The organism is Janthinobacterium sp. 75 (assembly GCF_004365495.1).
GTDB lineage: Bacteria > Pseudomonadota > Gammaproteobacteria > Burkholderiales > Burkholderiaceae_D > Janthinobacterium.
This window is the reverse complement of sequence record NZ_SORD01000001.1, coordinates 4,285,092-4,305,040: the sequence shown is the minus strand read 5'-3', so window position 1 is coordinate 4,305,040 and position 19,949 is coordinate 4,285,092. Positions and strand designations below refer to the sequence as shown.

Below are 19,949 nucleotides of genomic sequence, written 5' to 3'. Positions count from 1 at the left end.
AACCAGCCGCCTGTGCACTAAGATAGTCAGGGAAACCATCGCCTCATGCTCCCGCCGCTAGCGGTCCGGCATTGCGCAGTCGTTGAGCGACAGGGACACGAATGGCCCCGCTTCCACGCCGGTCTGCAGCCCGGTGCCCAGTTTGAAGAAGGCGGGAGCGCTCCAGCTGCCATTCTCCCGCTTGCGCAGCAGTACACCGGTGCCGCCGCTGGCGCCGAAGGCCAGCGTGGCGCGGCGGCAGGAGGGCAGTATGAAGACTCCTTTCGACCAGCGCAGCGCTTCCGTCATCAGCGTATCCTTTTCCAGCAAGGCCACAGCAGTGCGCGCGTTGTCGACATGCTCATTTGCCGTCGCTTGCAACTGCACTCTTGCGATTTCCTGGTCGGACACAAGTCCATCCTTCGGCTGGGTTAGGGCGAGCATGGGAACGCAAGCGAGCAGGATGCCGCACAGCACGCTGCCAAGCGGTTTTATATGGGCAATCATGGCCTTACTCCTGTTTTAGGGGGGCAACTGCCTTTCACACTACAGGCAGGCAGCCACCGCTTGCCATGATCTGTATCAATACCGCGCTTGAATAGTGTTGTGCAGCCCCTGTGCCATCCGCGATGGCTGTCACCCGGGCTAGGCCTGCGTCTGCCGATTACCGTCGCTTTTGATATCGATCATTGTTCGGACAGACAAGTGGAAATTCACCCTTTATAGTGAGCTTGGGTACACGGTTGCCGCTGCCCGCGAACGCCCGGCGATACGGCGACGGGAGCTTGGCCAGCCGATTTTCAGGTAATGGAGGGGAAGTGAAGAAAAATGCACTGACAAGCGAACCTTTGCCGTTGATGGGGCCGGGTACGTTCGAACTCGATGCCGATATCAGTGCCCTGGGCATGGCCCTCATCGAGGTGTTGAAATTGCGCCAGTCGCAGCGCGAATTCAGCGAGCACGAGCTGTCCTGGTACCGGCTCTCGCGCCTGCTGTGGGCCGCCGATGGCTGCAACCGCCCCAGCACGGGCCATCGAACGGCGCCATCCGTTTGCAATGCGCAGGAAATTGAGATTTATGTCGCCATGTCCAGCGGCCTGTACCGATATGATCCGGTGGCGCCATCACTGCGGCAACTGAGCACTGTCGATATCCGGGCCGTGACGGGGAAGCAGGATTTCGTGGCGACGGCGCCCGTCAACCTGCTGTATGTCGCCAATTTGTCGCGGATGCCGCCCGAGGAGCAGGCCAGGCAGTTGCTGTTTGCCGCCCTCGACGCCGGTCACATCAGCCAGAACGTGTACCTGTTTTGCGCCGCCGAGGGCCTGGCGGTGGTATCGCGTGGCTGGTTCGACCAGGGAGAGCTGGCCGCGGCCATGGGCTTGGCGGATGGACACCACGTGATGCTGGCGCAATCGCTTGGCCATCCGCTGGCTGTCGCGGCGCCACCGCGCTACTCCTGAGTGTCGGGGCGGCTGGGGAGGGCATGCGGCACCTGACTAGGACGAGCCGATTTTCTGCCACTGCTTGTAGCCGTCATAGAGGGTCGAACTGCCGCCTTCCACCAAGGTGCGTTGCATGTCCAGCAGGATGGCGAACAGATTCACGCGGTAATCATCGCCCAGTGTGCATTGCGCTTTCAAACTGGCAGCATCGAACTCGTACAGGTGGGCGACGCCTTTCTCTTGCACGCGCTGGAGCAGCGTGTTCATGTTTGCCTGTGACAAGTCTTGCAGGTAATGCAGTGTCAGGCGCGCGGCGTCTGCGCCATTGTCGAGTGTGTGCTCCGCCATCGCATGGTAGTGATCGAGCAAGCTGCTGCTGCCCGAAGTGAGCAGCTTGGCAAAGTTGATGTTGATGTCGGGCATGTTGGCTCTCCGGCGTAGGCGTGTCGCGGCACGCAGGGTTTGCTGCGGGAAACGCAGTGATGACGTCAGTGTAGTAGCCGGCATCCGCAGCGGAAGGCGGTGAATTGATGCGTATCAAGCGCGACATTAATCTGCCATGCCCAGGCGCAAAGCCGGTGACGCGCCATGTATCAGCTGACAGCAAATAATTCGGTGTTGCCGAACCCCAGTTCATAGTTCAGCAAGGAAATGACGCTTGGCTTGATGCGCAGGAAGACGAGGCCAGGCCACGGCGCGGCCGTGTTGGCCCCCATGACGTCGCGCAGTTGGGGAAAGCGAAACAGCATCAGGTCGGCCACCTGCTCGTTTTCGCTGGCATTGTCGACCAGGGTTGCCGTGCCCGCCATGGAAAGGCCGCGGATATGCTGCCAGTCATGGTACGGGGGCGTAATGGCCAGAGAGACCTTGTCGTGCTGCCGGATATTATGCGCTTTCTGGCTGTTCAGGCCGATGCTGCAATACAGCGTCAGGTCGTCGTGCACGTAACTGACCACCGTCGTCTGAGGGTAGCCATCCGGACGCACGGTGGCCAGGGCCATGTCCGGCGTGGCTGCGAGTACATCGGCAATGAACTGGCGATGGGATGAGTCCAGCGGCATCATGATGGCTCCTTGACGCAATGCACGGTGGGCGCACTGGGCCCGGACTTTGATAGTAGTAAGTTGCACGGTGTTTGGCAAGGCGCCAGATCATGTGCCTGCGATGCTGCCCGGCCGGCGTGCCGCAGACGCCAGCGACTTTGTAGCGTTAATGTGATATGCCTAAAAGTACCAGGAAGGCAACGTTATCGCGACGCGCTACAGTGGACGGGTGGCAGCGCGAACATGCTGCTCAGACTACATCAAGGTGCGGCAGACATGACTCAGCGTAATCGCAAACGGCAGGCGCGTATCGAGCAGCTGGAGCAGGAGCCGGGACACGATGGGCGGCAGCGGGAAACGGTAGCGCCATGCGCACTGAAGGGCTGCCGAATCCTCGATGCCGGTGTCCCGCCCATATGGGAGGTCGCTTCAGTTGCCAACCTGAAGCTGGTTCGTGACGGCAGTGATGCCAGGCGCCATCCAGGCCGCGCGCTCGACCTCGTCGCGTTCAGTCCAGGAACGTACCTTGCCGCTCAGGATGACCGCATCGCCATCCGCCTCGACCTTGATGCCGCTGGCCTCGATCAGGGCGCTGCGCTTGAGGGCTGCCTGGATGCGCGCCTTGATATCGGCCGGGATGGCCTTGTGGCTGATATCGATGGCGCTCTCGATGCTGCGTATGCCATGGACATGGCGCAGTGCCATCTGGGCGTGCTCGCGCTGGTAGTTCCAGTCAACCGTGCCTTCCAGCCTGACATGGCCATGCTCGACGATGACCTTGATCGTTTTTGAGGACACGGGCAGTTGCAGTGCGATGGCGGCGATGGCATCGTGGGCAATTTCCGCGTCCAGCCGCGAGTGGGGGCGCACCTCGATGTCATTGGCCACGCCCAGCACGCCAGCGAGGCATTGCGCGTCGCGCTCGGCGTGCAGCTTGTGGCTGTAGGCATGCACAAAGCCCGACAGCGTGACGACACGGTCGTTGACCGAGATGCCGATGTGGCTGGGATTAATGCGTGCATCCCACAGCAATTCCTGTTCGACTTGCGCCTTGATGTCGTTGTCGGTGATCATGAGTGTGCTCCCTGGAGGATGAAAAGGCGCTTGCTGCCTGCGCCTCGGCATCAGCAGTGCGCAAGCGGCCGGGCGGCGACGCCGCTCAATGGCCCAGCAATACCGGCAAGCGTGACTGGCTCAGCAGGCTTTGCGTCGTCCCGCCGAGCACCCATTCCTGGAAGCGGCTGCGGCCGAAAGCCCCTGCCACAATCAGGTCCGCGCCGCTCTCCTGGGCCAGGCGGCACAATGCCGTACCGCATTCTTCGGTGGTTTCGCTGCGAATGACTTCCGCCCGCACGCCATGGCGCACCAGGTAGGTGGCCAGGTCGGCTCCTGGCTCCTGTCCATGCTGCCCATAATGCTGGCGCGGGTTCAGGACGACGATTTGCACACGCTGCGCCCGACGCAGCAGCGGCAGCGCGCCAGCCACCGCGCGGCTGGCCTCGGCAGTGGCATTCCAGCCGATGACGATGGAGCGGCCGGGGGTGGTCACCGGGCCATCGCCATCGGGTATGACCAGCAAGGGACGGGCGCTGTGCAGCGCGAGATACGCGGGCAGGCGGGTCGACCAGATGAGCGACCGGTCGCTCAGGTCGCTCTGGCCCGTAATGACCAGATCGCAGTACAGCGATTGCAGTATCAGCGCATCGGCCGCGCTGCTATCCTGAAAGCGGGTTTCGTACGAGGCGACGCCGAGCTGGCGGCAGCGCTCGTCGAAGCGGGCCAGCTGTTCCCGCGCCGCGTCGCGCAAGGGCTCGTGATCGATCGGCGGGGGCGGCGCCAGCGTTACCGCCCCGTAGACCAGGTAATCGAGTTGCGGCCCGCCGCTGGCCACAGTGCCTATCAAATGCGAGTCGGCTTTGCTGGCGAGTGCCGCTGCCACTTGCAGGCGCCGTTCGAAACCGGAAAACTGGTCGGCATACATCAGGATGGTCTTGTACATGGTGGCCTCCAGAAAAGACTTACGATACGTGTTTCAGCCTTGCCTGTAATGAGCGCCAACTGATCCAGGTCAAGCCAGCCATCAATTCATGGCTTTTGGGAACTGGCGCAGGGCAAGCAGTGATCCGGATCATGTTTTCTGGCGGAGTGGCCATGCTAGGATCCTGCCGGAAAGCTGATGCACAGCAAGAAGAGGCGGTTTGCCCACGGCGTCTGGCCCCAGGAGGAAAGCATGTTGACCGATGCTGAAGTCAAGCAAAATGTAGAGCATGAACTCAGCTTTGTTGCCCGGATAGGGCCGCCTTCCATCGTGGTGTCCGTCAATCACGGTGTCGTCGCCTTGTCGGGACGCGTGCATTGTTTTCCCGACAAGATGCGGGCCGGGCGCTGTGCCGCAGGCATGGCCGGGGTGGCTGGCGTGCTCAATAACATCGAGGTGGCGCTGTTGGGCGAGAAGCGCCCGGATGCGGACCTGGCGCGCGCGGCGGTGGCGGCCGTCAAGGCGCAATTTCCCAGCTCCGCCGACGCCATCGCGGTGCTGGCACAGCACGGCATGCTGCGGCTCGAAGGGACGCTGTGCTGGAACTATCAGCGCAAGCGGGCCGAGGAAGCAGTGTATGCCTTGTGCGGGGTGCGCGGCGTCGAGAACCGCATTGCCCTGGCGCCCGCAGGCCCTTGCAGTGAAATACGATGGAAAAGACGGCTGCCTTCCCATGTCAATGGCGACATCCATGCTCTCCGGCGAAACCCGGCCGCGCAGGGCAACGCTGTGCGATTCGGCGACAATGTAGCCAGGCAGACCGGTGTACTGCCCCTCGTCGCGCAGGGGCCGATGCACATGCCGCAAAGCGAGCAGCAGTGGCCGGATAGCAGGCAAAGCCACGTGGAGGAGTACGAGGTTTTGCGGCAAACCAGGCTATTGCGCCGTCTGGCCCATCGCCTCGACAGCGAAGGTGCGCCGGTGCAGGTCATCGTCACCGATATTTCACGCATCATGCTGGTGGGCGACCTGGCCTACAAGTTCAAGACGGCCCTGCATCGCGACGTGCTCGATTACAGTACCCTGTCAGCGCGGCGGTATGCATGCGAGGAAGAGTTGCGCTTGAATCGGCGCCTGGCGCCGGAATTGTACCTGGGCTTGGCAAGCATTACCGGTACGCGGGCCTGTCCCGCCATCGACGGCGAGGGCCCGGTAATCGAGTACGCCGTGCGCATGCGTCGCTTTGAGCAGTCCGCCCTGTGGCAGGCGCGCTTGAATGCCAGCCAGCTAGGCGCGGATGAAGTCAGCGCTCTTGCGTTGTTGCTGGCGGATTTTCATGCGGGCGCTGCGCGGGCGACACGCCAGTCGCCCTGGGGCAACGGTGCATTGATCGTTGCCCGCACCCACGAGGATGTGGCTGGCATTGCCGCCGTACTCGACGACACGCGCCAGCGAGCCATGCTCGACGAGATTGCTGCCTGGTTGACACGGCAGGAGCAGGCCCTGGCGCCGCTGTTTACCCGCCGCAAGGCTGATGGCTGGGTGCGCGAATGCCATGGTGATTTGCATTGCAGCAACATCCTGACCCTGGCCGGACAGGTTCGCGTGTTTGACGGCATTGAATTTAACACCGCATTGCGCTGGATCGACGTGGCGCAGGACCTGGCTTTTGCCTGGATGGACTTGCAATGCCAGGGCCGCCGCGGTCTGGCCGCCCGCTTGCTGAACGATTATCTGGGGCGTTGCGGTGACTACGGCAGCCTGGCGCTGCTGCCGTATTACCGGGTGCAGCGGGCACTGGTGCGCTGCAAGGTGTTCCTGTTGCGCTCCCGGGCTGGCGGCCGTGGACGCTCTGCGGCGTTGCTGCAGGCGCAGCGCTATCTGGCCTTCGCGCATGCGTGCATCGCACCGGCCTCGCCGGCGCTGCTGATCTCCTGCGGACTGGCCGGCAGCGGCAAGTCATGGCTGTGCAATGCGCTGGTCGAAGGGCTGGAGGCGGTGCGTATGCGCTCGGATGTCGAGCGCAAGCGCCTGTTTGCGGGGCCGGCCGCCACCGGCACCACAGCTTCGCCTGCGCAGGGGATGTATGACCAGGCCGGTAACGCAGCGACCTACCGGCGGCTGGCGCAGCTCGCACAGCAAGGGCTGGCGGCCGGCTTCGTGATGGTGGTGGACGCCACTTTCCTGGAGCGCCGCCGGCGCCTGGCCTTTCGCGCCTTTGCGCGCCGCAGCCAGGTGCCGTTCCTGCTGCTGCACGTCGATGCGCCGTTGCCCGTGCTGGCGTCCCGTCTGGCCTCCCGTGCGCGAGCCGGTACCGACCCATCCGATGCGGACATGGCCGTTCTCGCCGGCCAGATGGAGCGCTGCGCCGGTCAAGGCTTGCGTCCGGACGAAGCGGCTGACGTCATCGAGATCGCCAACGGTCCCGAATTTGACGCCGCAGCGTTGGCGTTGCTGGTGGAACAGCTGCGCCAGGCCTTGCTGCGGCGCGCCGCAGCATACTAGCCGCATCGGAACACGACATGATCTGCCTCCACGGGAGCCGTGTGGTGTGAACTGCTGAAGCGGCTCCGACGCCCATCCACTGGGACTTGACCCGGCGCCCACGGCCCGGAAGCGGTGTGCTCAACGCGAACAAGCGCCGAGGGGGCGGTTGATCTACGCTCTGTTTGCGCAATGTCTCTTTTTAACTGTGGATACAGCAATATTCTTTTAATTTATTAAAAAGCAAAATTTCATATTAAAATTACTACTTGGTTGCCAGGGCTGTGCCAACTTGGCTAGTCACGAATCACTGACACGGTGATTTTTGCCGTTGTTATTTGTATGTTGATAGTCAGCTTGCGGCCGCCGCGACAGCCTCCAAGCCCAGTACCGGACAGGGAGTGATGATGCAATTGAAGACCCCCGGCGTGTATATCGTCGAGCAGGATGCATTTCCCAATACGGTCATCGAGGTGCCCACGGCAATACCGGTGTTTCTTGGCTACACCGAAAAGGCTGTCGATGGAGCGGTTCCCAAGGCAGGCATTCCCACCTGTATCGGCTCGCTGCTGGACTATGTGCGTATCTTCGGCGGCCCACCGGTGCCGAGGTTTTCGCTGGCCCCCAGCGTTGACCAGGAGACCCTCACCGCCGCATTGGCGCAGCGGTTTTTCCTTTATCACGGTGTGAAGCTGTACTTCATGAACGGCGGCGGACCGGCCTACGTGCTATCGGTGGGAACTTTTGCCAGCGTCAAGGCTAATGGCATCCAAGCCTCGGATTTCATGCCGGAGCCTGATCCCGCTATTGATAGGGTAGCACCGTTCGATGCCTTGGAAAAAGTGCCGGAGGTGACGCTGATCGTGGCGCCAGACAGCACCCTGCTCGATAGCGCAGACGATTGCTACAGGTTCTGGCAGGCGGCGCTCCAGCATTGCAGCACGATGCAAAGCCGCATGGCGCTGATCGACATCCATGGCGGCGGCACGAAGCGCAGCCATGACCCGGACGGTGATGTTATTTCCGGCAAGAACGATGGCTTTCGCGAGAAAATCGGCAGCAATTTTCTCAATTACGGCGCAGCCTATTATCCGTGGCTTAATTTTGATGTGGTTGACGCAGGCAGCATTAGCTACGACAACCTCACAGACGCAGGGCTGGCGGTGCTGGCTGACGCGCTCAAGGGCGAACTGGCGGCGATGAAGCCGCAACCCTCCGCCCAGATGCAAGTCCACATGAGCACCCTGTATGCCGCCATCCGACAGCGGCTGCCTGCCGACGTAGCTCCGCTGCCAGCCGGCACGGAAAGCCGCACGGAGGTGATCGCGCGCGGCCATCAGCAGCTCATGCAGGTGAGTCCCCTGTACCAGCGCGTGGCGGCCGACATGCTGACGCTGGCCAACCAACTGCCGCCTGCCTGCGCCATGGCTGGCGTGTACGCGCAGAGGGATGCAAACAGTGGCGTGTGGATGGCGCCGGCGAACACCAGCATCGTGGGGGCGGTCTCGCCGATGGTGGATATCTCGCAGGACAAGCAGGAGGATCTGAACATGCCGCTCGACGGACGGGCGGTCAACGCGATCCGCACCATTCCCACGCGTGGCCTGGTGGTGTGGGGCGCCCGCACGCTCGATGGCAACAGCGACGACTGGCGCTACATCAATGTGCGGCGCACGCTGCTCATGATGGAGCAATCGATCAAGAACGCGATGCTCGCCTATATCTTCGCGCCCAACGTGGCTACCACCTGGGTGGCGGTGCAGAATATGATTTCCAACTTCCTGATCAACTTGTGGGCGCAGGGTGCGCTGGCCGGCGCCAAGGCGCAGGATGCGTTCAGCGTCCAGGTCGGTCTGAACAGCACCATGAGCAGCGACGATATCCTGAACGGCTATATGCGCGTGTCGGTACGCGTGGCATTGGTCCATCCGGGCGAATTCATCGTGCTGACATTCCAGCAGCAACAGCCGGTTTCCTGAGCGCTTATTGAGGAGTCATTATGATGGCAGGTGAAGCGCAAGACGCAGGCATATGGCCGTTGCCGAAGTTCCATTTTTCTGTGGACATCGGCGACATGAAGGACCTGGCGTTCCAGGAAGTGAGCGGATTGGAGGCGGATGCGCAGATCATCGAGTACCGCGCCGGCAACAGCAAGCAGTTCTCCGGCGTGAAGATGCCCGGCATCGCCAAGTGCGGACATGTCACGCTGAAGAAAGGCGTTTTCGCCAGGGGCAACAGCTTCTCCGCCTGGTACGCGCAAATCTCGATGAACCTGGTCAAGCGGGTAACGATGGTGATCAGGCTGCTCGACGAGAAGGGCAACCCGACCATGGTCTGGACCTTGCAGAATGCCTGGCCTACCAAGGTCAGCGGCACCGACCTGAAAGCCGACGGCAACGAGGTGGCGATCGAGACGCTGGAAATCGCCTACGAGAGCCTGGTCATTGCTGTTCCGCCGCCACCCGGGGGCGCCGCATGAACGTTTCGCCGCTGGACGGCGAGACTGACCTGGTGTCGATGACGGTCATGCTGAACGGGCATGCCATGCCAGATGACTATGTAGTCGAAAGCATGCACGTCACGCGCGAGGTCAGTCGCCTGGGCACGGCCCGCATCGTGCTCGCCGACGGCGATCCATCGATGGGGGGATTCAAGCTCAGTACGGCAGACACGCTGGCACCCGGCGTGATGGTGGAGGTCAGAATGGGCTACCACCAGAACACCAGCACCGTGTTCAAGGGCATTATCGTCAAGCACGGCGTGAGGATGGACCAGAAGGGCCGTTCGCAGCTGGTACTGACCTGCACCGACAGCGCCGTCAAACTGACGGCGGGCCGCAAGAGCGCCGTGTATCGCGGCCAGAGCGAGGCCGATATCTGGCGGGCACTGCTGGAGGCGCAGGGGCTGACGCTGGTGCAGGGCGGGGCAGCCGGAACAGGGGAGGGTGCGGTGGCCGGACCGTCGGACCTGGTGCGCTATGACAGCAGCGACTGGGACTTCATGCTGGCCCGCGCCGAGGCTGGCGGCCTGGTGCTGCTGGTGGACGACACCGAGGTCGCCATCGGTGCGCCGGTGCAAGCCGACAACGGCTGCGGGCTGCTACTCGCCTATGGCGTGTCGATGATCGCGTTCAATGCCGACATAGATGCGCGTAACCAGCTCAGCGCGGTAAGTGCCGGCGAGGTGCCCGGCGCAGGCGTGCGCGGTACGGTGAGTTTCCAGGGCAACGCACTGGCGGTGCCGGGCAAGACCATCAAACTTGCCGGACTGGGTGGGCGCTTCGACGGCGACGTGTATATCGCCCGTGTGGAGCACACGCTGGAACAAGGTAACTGGGTGACCGAGGTCGCTTTCGGCCTGCCGCCGCGCTGCTTCGCCAGTGACGACGCGCAGGTGCATGCTCCGGCCGTGTTGGGCTTGCAGGTTGGCAGCGTGCTGCAGATTGAAGCCGCCCACCAGGGCCAGTTGCGCGTCCGTGTCAGCTTGCCCATGCTTGACGCCGAAGACAAAGGCGTGTGGGCACGGCTGGACACGCCATACGCGACGGACCAGGGCGGGCTGACGGTATTGCCGGAGGATGTCAGGAAGATCACCACCATCAGCACGCCGGGCGGCCATACGCTGGTGCAGGATGATGACGGCCAGTCAAACACCATCACCGACTCGGATGCGAAGATGGTGGCCATGTCGAAGGAGGGCGTGGCCCGGTGCAGCAAGACCGGGCTGCCCCTCAGCGCCGACGGGGACAGCGAGATCACGGCCGCCAGGGCGCTGGAGGCCGAGCTGACCTGGCTGGATGCCGTCATCGCGTCGTCGATGGCGCATCATTTCCAGCGCGCCGACGCTCCTTGCATGCTGGAGCCGCCCACCTTGCCGGCGCACGCGCCGTATGCCTTGGCGTTGCACAAATGGGGGCTGAGTGCCGAGGAGCGGCTGGTGCTGATACTCGCGCTGGCGCCGCATGTGCGTCCGCAGGCGCTGGACAGTTTTCTGATTCGCAACGCCAGCCTGGATTTGCCGTTCAGCGAATTCGGCGGGCAGGGCGGTAGCCACCGGGGCTTCTGGCCGACAGCCGAGACCGCGTCATTTCTGCTGGCCGGCGACCGGCTGGCGGCACGCGTGGCCACGCAGCGCCTGTTCGGCGCCGGCGCGCCGCTGCGCAGGCTGGGCTTGCTGGCCTGGGATGAGTTGCCAGCCGACGGCGCTGCGCCCCGGGCCCTGTTCAATCACCCGCTGACACTGGGACGCGATGCGCTGTCGTTGCTGGTCACCGGGGAGTCTTGCCAGCCCGACTACGACGGCGACTTTCCGGCCCGGCGCCTCAGTACCACCTTGGACTGGGACCAACTGGTGCTGGCGCCGCAGCTGCAGGACCAGGTGGACGAAATCCGCGCCTGGATCGAACACCGCGACACGCTGCTGCGTGGCTGGGGATTGGAGTGGCGCATCCAGCCGGGCTTCCGCAGCCTGTTTTATGGCCCGCCCGGCACCGGCAAGTCGCTCACCGCCGCGCTGCTGGGCAAGCAGAGCGGCTTGCCGGTGTACCGCATCGACCTGTCGATGGTGGTGTCGAAATATGTCGGCGAGACGGAGAAAAACCTGGCGCGCGTGTTTGAACAGGCCGAGCAGCAAGACTGGATCTTGTTCTTCGACGCGGCTGATGCACTGTTCGGCAAGCGCAGCGGCGGCTCCGGCGTCAACGGCCGCTACGCCAGCGAGGACGCTGCCCGCCTGTTGCAGCGGATAGAGGATTACCCAGGCGTGGCCATTCTGGCGACTAATCTCAAGGACGATATCGACGAGGCCTACGCGCGGCGCTTCCAGTCGATGCTGCATTTCCCGATGCCGGACCGCGCCGAGCGCCTGCGGCTATGGCAGGACGCCTTTGCGCCGCCGTGCCGGCTGGCGCCGGACTGCGTGCTCGATGTGCTGGCCGATGAATTTGAACTGAGCGGCGGCGCCATCATCAACGTGCTGCGCTACGCGGCGTTGGCTTGCCTGCGTCGCGGTAGCGAGGAAATCGGCATGGACGACGTACGCCGGGGCGTGCGGCGCGCGTTGCGCCAAGACGCTTGCCTTCCCCTTCTGGAGAAACGATGTTAGGGCAGAGCGTTTCCTGAACTCTCCAATGGCAGTCGCAAAACTGCCGGCGATACCTGCATCGACTACTCTGTCGTCTGCCCCAGGCTGACCAGGCGAGCCAGCGTCTCCTGCGCGTTCATTGACTTGGCCAAGGAAACGGCATTCATGCCGCGGCTGTCCACGGCATCGATGCTCGCGCCGTGCTGCAGCAGCAGGTCGAAGATGGCCAGGCGGTTGAACATGGCGGCCATCATCAACGGTGTCTTGCCGTCCGGGCTGGCGCCTTCCACGCTGGCGCCGTGCTGCAGCAGCAGTTCGGCGATCTCCAGATAGCCCTTGTAGGCCACGCCGGCCAGTGGCGTCTGGCCCTGGTCGTTGGGCACGTTGGCGTCGGCGCCCGCTTCGAGCAGCAGGCGCGACGTTTCCAAGTGGCCGAGGTAGCTGGCCAGCATGATCAGGCTGTCGCCTTTTTCGTTGCGGAAGTTCACTGGCACGCCGTGGGCGAGCATGACGCCCAGTTGCTGCGTGTCGCCTTCGCGCACCAGGGCGAACAGGCCCTGGATGAATTCCAGCGTTTCGGCATCCATCGTTGCCGGGATTTTTCGTGCATCGGTGTTCATCGTATGTTTTCCGCAAAGGTGGGTCATGCCTGTAGTCTACTATGTGGCTGGCGCCAGCGCCTTTTGCCGCGAGGCCAGCGCCGCGCCGATGAAAAGGGCGATGGCCGAGGCGATCAGCCCCCGCTCCAGGCCGGCGGGCCCGTCGGCGATCCAGCCGACCACGATGGGGCCGACGATCTGGCCCAGCGCGAATACCGTCGTGTAAGCGCTGATGCCGGCCGTCCAGGATTGCTGCGGAAGGTTATGCCGCACCAGGGCCGTGGTCGACGCCACCACCGACAGGAACACGGCGCCGAAGACCAGTCCGGACAGGAACACGACGGGGACAAAGCTGGTTAGCGCAGGCAGGATGGTGACCACGCCCAGCACGCCATTCAATATAGCCAGCGATTCGCCGCCCCTGTAGCGGTCCAGCATGCGTGCCCAGATGCGCGACGACGCCACCACCGCCAGGCCCAATACCGTGTAGAACACGGTGATCAAGGCAGGCGGCATGCCTTGCTGCTTGAGCAGGGCGATGACGAAGGTCATGTAGCCGATGTAGCCGACGCCGAACATGAAGTAGCCGGCCAGGCTGGGGAAAAAGTCGCGCCAGGCGAAGCGCAGCGGCGTGTCGAGGGTGCGTGGCGCTTCGCCGATGGCTTTCGCCGGCAGGGCCATGATGGCAGTGGCGGCCAGGCAGGCGATGCCCAGTGCCAGCCATGGCCATTGCCAGGCATGCGCGGCGCCATGCTCCTGTGCAGATGTCAACGCGGCCGGCACCAGCAAGGCCGACAGCGCGATGCCGAAACCCGTGCCGCCGTAGTACAGGCCGATATAGAAGCCGGCGCGCTGGCTGTGCATGGAACCGAGGCGCGCCGCCAGCACGCCACCGGCGATGAACATGAAGGCGCTGGCCACGCCCGCACACACACGCTGCAGGAACAGGGTAGTCGTATCGCTGACGAGGCCCGACATCAGCATGAAGATGCTGGCCAGCACGGAGCCGGCGATCAGCAAGCGCCACACGCCCAGGCGGCGCATCAGCGCTGGCGTGGCCAGGGCACCGAGAAAATAGCCGAGCGCATTGAAGGTGTTCATGGCGCCGGCCAGCAGGTAGGACCAGCCCAGGTCGGCACGCATGGGCGGCAGCAGCAAGCCATAGGAAAAACGCGACAGGCCCAGGGCCACGGCGGCACCCAGCGAGAGTGCCAGCGCCGTGGCCAGCGGATGGGAGGGGGAATGATCGTGTGACGGCATGGCCTGGTGACCCATCTAGAGGAAAGCGTGCGGTGGAGTTGGCGCCGGGGCTGGGCGCGGTGCAAGGTCTGTCGGTCGCGGTGGCACTCACCGTACGCCGTTTTTTACTGCCAAGTTAATGAATTGAGCTTGAGAAGTCAAGCATGCGCCGTAGCTGCATGGCACTGGCAATAAGGCAATCCTTTCCGCCTTTACTTTTGGAAAAGATTATGAAACACGCAATCCCATTTGATTGCAAGCAGAAAATCAACTTTCTTGCAATTAATTTTGCAGCTTGCTCCTGATCCTCCATGGCATAAGGGCACTATGAACAAGAACAAACCTGGCGCATTGTTGGCTGGCTGCGCTTCGGAGTCGTCGCAAGCCCTGGCTGTCCTCACGTTGGTCCACGCACCCTGAGCGCTGTCGGCAAGTTCGACAAGCGCGAGAATTTCATGCGCGCCATCTTTTCCGATGGCATTGACCGTCTGGGCAGCCAGTTGAAAACGTTTTTGATTGTGCACCTGCAGACGTCCAACCGTTTCAATGTGCTCAACCGCGATAACGTGGCCGAACTCAAGCAGGAAGCGCAGTTCAAGAAGGATATCTTGCCTGATTCTTGCCGTGCTAGGAATCTATGAGTATGAAAATGGCACAGCAGGAATTGATATTGCGACTGCGGTCATCACAGAGTTCGCTCTAGCGGTAGTATTTTTCAATCTTTGGCGAAGTGACCGGACGCTGTTAGCGCGCATGCTGATCGGCCGTACATAAATCTGACAGGATGTTAAAGGGTAAGCGCTGCCGTAGTCTGATATCGGCCAGGAGCAGACCTATTGCGAGGCTACGCCTTAACTCGTCATGTAGTCGTTACATCGAATTCTCATTGTTCGTTGTTCGACTTCAGAGATAATCATCAGTAACCCCAGATTCAGCATCCTCCAAACGTAGCAAGAAAGGATTCAATGCGCCGTCTCGTCACCTTAATTCCCCTGATGTTTTGCACTCCTATGGCCTTTGCTGCCGTACCAGTGAATATTCACGTTCCACCTAATGTACAAGCGTGCACTCGTGCGCAACCCTGTCCAGTTGCAATCCTTAGCCCAGGATATGGGCTTTCCGGTTCAGACTACTCATTCGTCACACGAAATCTCAACCGAATGGGTTACTTGGTTGTCGCGTTGCAAGATAGCTCTGGCGGCATAGAGTTAGATCGAGACGCGCCGATTAGGAAGCAACTACAGGCGATGGCCCGCGTAGCTTCACGGTCGATCTCCACCGTGATCGACGGGACCGCAGTCCGCTATCCTCAGTTCGATTGGCGACACTTGCTTCTCGTCGGGCACTCCCTTGGTGGCGACAGTTCGGCTCAGTTTTCCGCTGACAACCCGAGCCGCGTATCCAGCTTTATCAGCCTCGACAGCCGTCGGGTCGCGTTGCCCCGCTCAGCTGGTATCCACGTCCTCACAATTCGTGCCAGTGACACCACTGCCGACCCCGGTGTACTGCCGAATAAGAAAGAGCGCGGCTACTACGGTACATGCGTGGTCCACATCAAAGGCTCGCGCCACAAGGATATGCAAGATGCTGGTAGTGAACAATTGAAGGCCAAAATTGTATCCGCTATCGATACTTTCCTCGCTCCAGCGCAGCACCCTAAATACGCTTGCGACCGAGACTCAAAGCTCGAATAATGTTCAGGCGATCATTTTGATATTGCAAAGTCCGCTAAGGGGTGGAACCTGCCGATGACTGCGACCGGCCAGGAGCGGACAGTCGGCAATTGACCAATCAAACTTTACTCAGAAAGTCAGCATGTCTCACCGTGATCCTTTTGATGTTATTTCATGCACCGTTGATCTGGATGATCCGGCAGAGCACGGTGATGCTCAACGCTTTATGGTTAACGCCCTGGCTCGGGTGATCGGATGTCTACCCGTTACCGCGCAATCTTCTGTTTTGGATGCTAAACGATATCTTGAGGGCGCGGCAACGGATAGCGAGGCCTTAGCTGTCCGGGCGAGGCTTTGGGAGGCCATCCGAGGACGCGATTTGTCGGATGACCCTGAGGTGTTGCGTATCAGAACCACGATCTGTGCGCTGCACGGCATGGACGCTGAAGCTCCTTACGACAAGTTGGAATACTTTCTGACGTGTTGGGAGCGCAGCGGCTTAAGCATGGTCGAGCTAGCTGGAGCGATGTTCGACACATACGGCGTTGTTTATCACGACGCTTAATCGGCTGCGGTGACATATGTCGAATGCGCCAGAACTATGTCTCTATGTATGCTTCGAGGCGGAGCCTGGCAACGATGGCAACCAGCCACAGCGGACTTAAGTACTGCATGAAAATTGATAAATATTTGATCACACGACTGCCAAAGAACGGTAAGGATGTGGACGGTGCCAAAGAACTGTTGGCCTTAGAGCAAGATGTCCATTCGGGGCGATAGTGGTCGTTTTGCGAGGCTACTTTGAGCCGAGCTGCTCGAAAGCAGAGGCTCGCTAACCCTGCCGCCCCTGTTGAATGTCCGCTTAGTTTATTTAAGGAAGAATTGATGTCAAAAATATCTATATCGCTCGCAATGCCAAGTAATAATTTGGATGCTGTGAAATTGATTCATAAGGTAACGGGGTTGCCACTTGGTGTGGCAAAAGAAAAGATTTCGATGGGTGAAAAGGGAGTATTTTATTCTACTGAATTATTCCTTAATGATCACGTCACTAGGGACAAAGAAATTAGAGCACTAATCCATGGATTTCATGAAATTGGTCTCGATTTGTATATTGCTGAAATACCTTATGATCAAGATTGGGATGCTGCAGTTGATATCGGTCGTATAGATGAAGAAATATTGGAGAATATGTTGGATAGCGCATACGATTAGAAAAGGAGCAAGAAGGCCGGCCCTGTGGCTCCTGCGGGAATATGCGTCAGGGGAGCTTCCGCTTTGGGGGGGCAGACGGTCGCCTGACGTGATGTGTCAGCTCAAGTCTGAGCTACTGCAATTCAGGTCAGCTTCAACGTGGTATCGGAAGAGATGCGGGACAAGACCGCGCTGGCCTTCCTGAAACCGCAGAACCCGCAGAGCAAATGCCAGATCCATGCCTGGCAAGTGTTGACGGGCGTGCCTGACACCACCAAATCTATCGTCTACCCCCATATCCAATTCGACGGCAACTGCTACGTCGTCGCCAGACCCGTCGGGCCATACAATATGTCGATGCGCACTCGGCCACGATGCAGGGCGTGGCGCCGGTCCCGGCCGGCGTCAGTGGGCAGGGGCGACAATGCCTGCGTACCGGGTCACTTGCTTGCTGACGTGGCGGGCGCCAGCCGGCTTCTCCCAGCCGCGTTAAGATAGCGGTATTTTCAAGACTGTGAGGGGCCTGCGTGCGCGTGTTACTGGTGGAGGATGATCCGATGATCGGGGAAAGCCTGGTCGAGGGCTTGCGCGGTGAGTGCTATGCCGTGGACTGGGTGCGCGATGGCCACGATGCGGAGCTGGCGCTGGCCGGTTTCGCCTACGATTTGATGCTGCTGGACCTGGGCTTGCCCGGCAAGGAGGGCATGGAGGTGTTGCGCGCGATGCGTGCCCGGGGCGCCGAGTTGCCCGTGCTGATCATCACGGCGCGCGATGGCACGCCGGCACGCGTCGAAGGACTCGACAGCGGCGCCGATGATTACCTGATAAAACCGTTCGACCTCGATGAATTGCTGGCGCGCATACGCGCGCTGCTGCGCCGCAGGGTCAGCCGTTCGCGCTCCGTCATTGAACATGGCGCGCTGACCCTGGACCTGGCCAGCCACGACGTCACTTATGAAGGTGCACAGATCAAGCTGCCGCCGCGTGAGTTTTCCGTGCTGCGCGCTTTGCTTGACCATCCGGGCAAGGTGGTGTCGAAGCGCCAGCTGAGCGAAAAGCTGTACGGCTGGGATAGCGAAGTGGAAAGCAATACCGTTGACGTGTATGTCTACCAGCTGCGCAAGAAGCTGGGCGCGGACAGCATCCAGACCGTGCGCGGCGTGGGCTACAAGATGCGGGTAGCAGCTTGATGACCATCCGCCGCCAGTTGCTGCTGGGTTTACTGGCGGCCACCTTGCTATGCGTGCTCGGCGCGGGCATTTCGCTGTTCCGTTCGCTGCTGGAAGAAGCCAATGAACTGGCCGATTTGCAGCTGCGCCAGCTGGCCGTGGCCTTGCCCGACGAGTTCGAGCCGCAAACGGGTCTGGCCGCCGCGCAAGAGCCGGAAGAAGCGTTCGCGCTGCAGGCGTGGGACGAGGACGGCCAGCCGCTGTCCGTCTTGCCGGACCAGCCGGCACTGCCGCGCTATGCGCTGGCCGGCTTTGCCGATGTCACCTTGCGCGGCGAGGACTGGCGCCTGTACGGCGAGACGCGGCGCGGCCGCTACGTGCAGGTGGCGCAGGCGCAGGCCGTGCGCGACCAGCTGGCCTGGCAGATGACGATGCGCGCTGGCGCACCCCTGCTGGTGTTCGCGCTGATCCTGGCGTTGCTGATCGTCGCCGTGGTGGGACGCGCGCTGGCGCCCCTGCACCGGCTGGCCGAATCGGTGGCGGGCCGTTCGCCGGATACCCTGACGCCGCTGGTGGCCGACGCCATGCCGCCTGAGCTGCGGCCCGTGGCGCTGGCGCTGAATGGATTGATGGGGCAGTTCGAGGCGGCGCTGACGGCGCAGCGTACCTTCGTTGCCGATGCCGCGCATGAATTGCGTTCGCCGCTGACGGCGCTGAAATTGCAGCTGCAGGTGGCCGAGCGGGCGGGCAGCGAGGAAGAACGCCGCGTCGCGCTGGCGCGTCTGCATGAACGGCTGGACCGCAGCACGCACCTGGTGCGGCAACTGCTCAGTCTGGCGCGCCACGAAACGGCGCTGACGGCCAGCCAGCTGCACACGGTGGACCTGGGGCAGTTGCTGGAAGCGGCCGTGGCCGATCACAGCGCGCTGGCCGACAGCCGCGCCATCGACCTGGGCGTGGTGGATACGTTGCCGGCCAGGGTGCTGGTGCAGGCCGATCCCGATGGTTTGCAAGTGTTGCTGAATAACCTGATTGACAACGCCTTGCGTTACACGCAGCAGGGCGGAAGGGTCGACTTGCAGGCGGCGGTGGAAGACGGCCGGCCCGTGCTGCGCGTCTCCGACAACGGCCCCGGCGTGCCGCGCCAGCACCATGCACGCCTGTTCGACCGCTTCTTCCGTCCCGACGGCAACGACGCCTGGGGCTGTGGCCTGGGCCTGTCCATCGTGCGCCATATCGCCGAGCACCACCGAGCCGATATCGCGCTGGCCGATGGGGAAGCGGGGCGGGGCTTGCAGGTGACGGTGCGCTTTCCGCAGCCAGCCTGAATGTAAAAAAAGCGGATGCCGTCGCCAGCATCCGCTTTTCAGTCACGGGCGAAGCGCTTACGCCAGCTCGGTGATGAACTGCTCGCGCGCAGGGCGCACTTTTTTCAGGTCCACCAGCCAGTCGCCCTCGTCGGCGCGGTAGCCCAGCGGCAGCATGACGACGGAGCGCAAGCCTTTTTCGCGCAAGCCCAGGATCTCGTCGACCTTGGCCGGATCAAAACCTTCCATCGGCGTCGAATCGACCTTTTCCTGCGCCGCGGCGATCAGGGCCGTGCCCACGCCGATATACGCCTGGCGCGCCGCGTGCTGGTAGTTGGTTTCCGCATCGCGCTGCGGATACGTGGCCAGGATTTGCTGGCGGTAGGCTTCCCAGCCTTCGTTCTTGAAGCCGCGCACGGTGTTGACCAGGTCAAACATCTTGTTGATGCGTTCAACCGTGTAATTGTCCCAGGCAGCAAACACCAGCAGGTGCGAGGCGTCTGTCACTTGCGATTGGTTCCATGCATGCGGCTTGATCTGCTCGCGCAGGGCCGGATTCGTCACGACGAATACTTCATACGGGTGCAGACCGCTGGAGCTGGCTGTCAGGCGCACGGCTTCCAGAATGCGCTCGACCTTGTCTTGCGGCACCGTTTTCGTCGGGTCCATCTTCTTGGTGGCGTAGCGCCATTGCAGTGTTTCGAGCAAATCGGACATGTAAGTCCCTTTCATAATGAATAGTTCAGATTGGAAATGA

The 19,949-nt window shown here is 61.8% G+C and carries 18 protein-coding genes and 1 pseudogene; 11 read left to right on the top strand and 8 right to left on the bottom strand.

Annotated features, from left to right (window positions below; genetic code table 11):
- Positions 1-57: 57 nt before the first annotated feature.
- Positions 58-486 carry a hypothetical protein gene (locus C8C89_RS19560; protein ID WP_133991989.1) on the bottom strand — a complete coding sequence of 143 codons (429 nt, stop codon included), beginning with the start codon at positions 484-486 and terminating at the stop codon, positions 58-60.
- 311 nt (positions 487-797) lie between these two features.
- On the opposite strand from C8C89_RS19560, the gene C8C89_RS19555 reads away from it, so the two are divergent.
- Entirely contained in the window at positions 798-1,442 is a 645-nt protein-coding gene (locus tag C8C89_RS19555; RefSeq protein WP_208327735.1) for a SagB/ThcOx family dehydrogenase, read from the top strand.
- 36 nt (positions 1,443-1,478) lie between these two features.
- On the opposite strand, the gene C8C89_RS19550 is transcribed toward C8C89_RS19555, so the two are convergent.
- The 4 genes from C8C89_RS19550 to C8C89_RS19535 all read right to left on the bottom strand — a co-directional run bounded on the left by C8C89_RS19550 (position 1,479) and on the right by C8C89_RS19535 (position 4,466).
- Positions 1,479-1,847: a hypothetical protein gene (locus C8C89_RS19550; RefSeq protein ID WP_101481009.1), complete on the bottom strand. Its 369-nt coding sequence runs from the start codon at positions 1,845-1,847 to the stop codon at positions 1,479-1,481.
- 170 nt (positions 1,848-2,017) lie between these two features.
- The gene (locus tag C8C89_RS19545; protein WP_133991986.1) at positions 2,018-2,488 is read right to left on the bottom strand and encodes a pyridoxamine 5'-phosphate oxidase family protein; all 471 of its coding nucleotides are present in this window, start codon (positions 2,486-2,488) and stop codon (positions 2,018-2,020) included.
- Positions 2,489-2,896: 408 nt separating this feature from the next.
- Positions 2,897-3,541, bottom strand: coding sequence for a BON domain-containing protein (locus C8C89_RS19540; RefSeq protein ID WP_133991983.1), 645 nt, complete (start codon positions 3,539-3,541; stop codon positions 2,897-2,899).
- Positions 3,542-3,626: 85 nt separating this feature from the next.
- Entirely contained in the window at positions 3,627-4,466 is an 840-nt protein-coding gene (locus C8C89_RS19535) for a universal stress protein (protein WP_133991980.1), read from the bottom strand.
- A 231-nt stretch (positions 4,467-4,697) separates the two neighbouring features.
- Between C8C89_RS19535 and C8C89_RS19530 the strand changes: the two genes are divergently transcribed.
- The 4 genes from C8C89_RS19530 to C8C89_RS19515 all read left to right on the top strand — a co-directional run bounded on the left by C8C89_RS19530 (position 4,698) and on the right by C8C89_RS19515 (position 12,032).
- The gene (locus C8C89_RS19530; protein ID WP_166674804.1) at positions 4,698-6,950 is read left to right on the top strand and encodes an AAA family ATPase; all 2,253 of its coding nucleotides are present in this window, start codon (positions 4,698-4,700) and stop codon (positions 6,948-6,950) included.
- 383 nt (positions 6,951-7,333) lie between these two features.
- Entirely contained in the window at positions 7,334-8,908 is a 1,575-nt protein-coding gene (locus C8C89_RS19525; RefSeq protein ID WP_133991974.1) for a phage tail sheath C-terminal domain-containing protein, read from the top strand.
- Between the two features lie 20 nt (positions 8,909-8,928).
- A complete protein-coding gene (locus C8C89_RS19520; protein ID WP_243858124.1) occupies positions 8,929-9,408 on the top strand; it encodes a phage tail protein in 480 nt (159 codons plus the stop codon).
- Complete coding sequence (locus C8C89_RS19515) at positions 9,405-12,032, top strand: AAA family ATPase (RefSeq protein WP_133991971.1); 2,628 nt, start codon at positions 9,405-9,407, stop codon at positions 12,030-12,032. Before C8C89_RS19520 ends, C8C89_RS19515 begins: the two co-directional genes overlap by 4 nt.
- A 62-nt stretch (positions 12,033-12,094) precedes the next feature.
- Here the strand turns inward: C8C89_RS19515 and C8C89_RS19510 are convergent, their stop codons facing one another.
- Positions 12,095-12,631: an ankyrin repeat domain-containing protein gene (locus tag C8C89_RS19510; RefSeq protein WP_133991968.1), complete on the bottom strand. Its 537-nt coding sequence runs from the start codon at positions 12,629-12,631 to the stop codon at positions 12,095-12,097.
- Between the two features lie 39 nt (positions 12,632-12,670).
- Positions 12,671-13,870: a YbfB/YjiJ family MFS transporter gene (locus C8C89_RS19505; protein WP_101484502.1), complete on the bottom strand. Its 1,200-nt coding sequence runs from the start codon at positions 13,868-13,870 to the stop codon at positions 12,671-12,673.
- Positions 13,871-14,176: 306 nt separating this feature from the next.
- Here C8C89_RS19505 and C8C89_RS27410 point away from each other — a divergent pair.
- From C8C89_RS27410 to C8C89_RS19475, 6 genes and pseudogenes are all read left to right on the top strand, one after another.
- Positions 14,177-14,439, top strand: a pseudogene (locus C8C89_RS27410) (hypothetical protein); the annotation flags it as partial.
- A 570-nt stretch (positions 14,440-15,009) separates the two neighbouring features.
- Positions 15,010-15,543, top strand: a complete 534-nt coding sequence (locus C8C89_RS19495; RefSeq protein WP_166674803.1) for an alpha/beta hydrolase — start codon at positions 15,010-15,012, stop codon at positions 15,541-15,543.
- A gap of 121 nt (positions 15,544-15,664) precedes the next feature.
- Complete coding sequence (locus tag C8C89_RS19490; protein WP_133991960.1) at positions 15,665-16,087, top strand: hypothetical protein; 423 nt, start codon at positions 15,665-15,667, stop codon at positions 16,085-16,087.
- Positions 16,088-16,407: 320 nt separating this feature from the next.
- On the top strand, positions 16,408-16,737 hold the full coding sequence (locus tag C8C89_RS19485) for a hypothetical protein (RefSeq protein WP_133991957.1): 330 nt from the start codon (positions 16,408-16,410) through the stop codon (positions 16,735-16,737).
- Between the two features lie 506 nt (positions 16,738-17,243).
- Positions 17,244-17,906 carry a response regulator transcription factor gene (locus C8C89_RS19480; protein WP_133991955.1) on the top strand — a complete coding sequence of 221 codons (663 nt, stop codon included), beginning with the start codon at positions 17,244-17,246 and terminating at the stop codon, positions 17,904-17,906.
- Entirely contained in the window at positions 17,906-19,213 is a 1,308-nt protein-coding gene (locus C8C89_RS19475) for an ATP-binding protein (protein ID WP_133991952.1), read from the top strand. The genes C8C89_RS19480 and C8C89_RS19475 overlap by 1 nt, the downstream gene beginning before the upstream one ends.
- Before the next feature lie 57 nt (positions 19,214-19,270).
- Here C8C89_RS19475 and C8C89_RS19470 read toward each other — a convergent pair whose 3' ends face one another.
- Complete coding sequence (locus C8C89_RS19470) at positions 19,271-19,909, bottom strand: NAD(P)H-dependent oxidoreductase (protein WP_070306009.1); 639 nt, start codon at positions 19,907-19,909, stop codon at positions 19,271-19,273.
- Positions 19,910-19,949 lie beyond the last annotated feature (40 nt).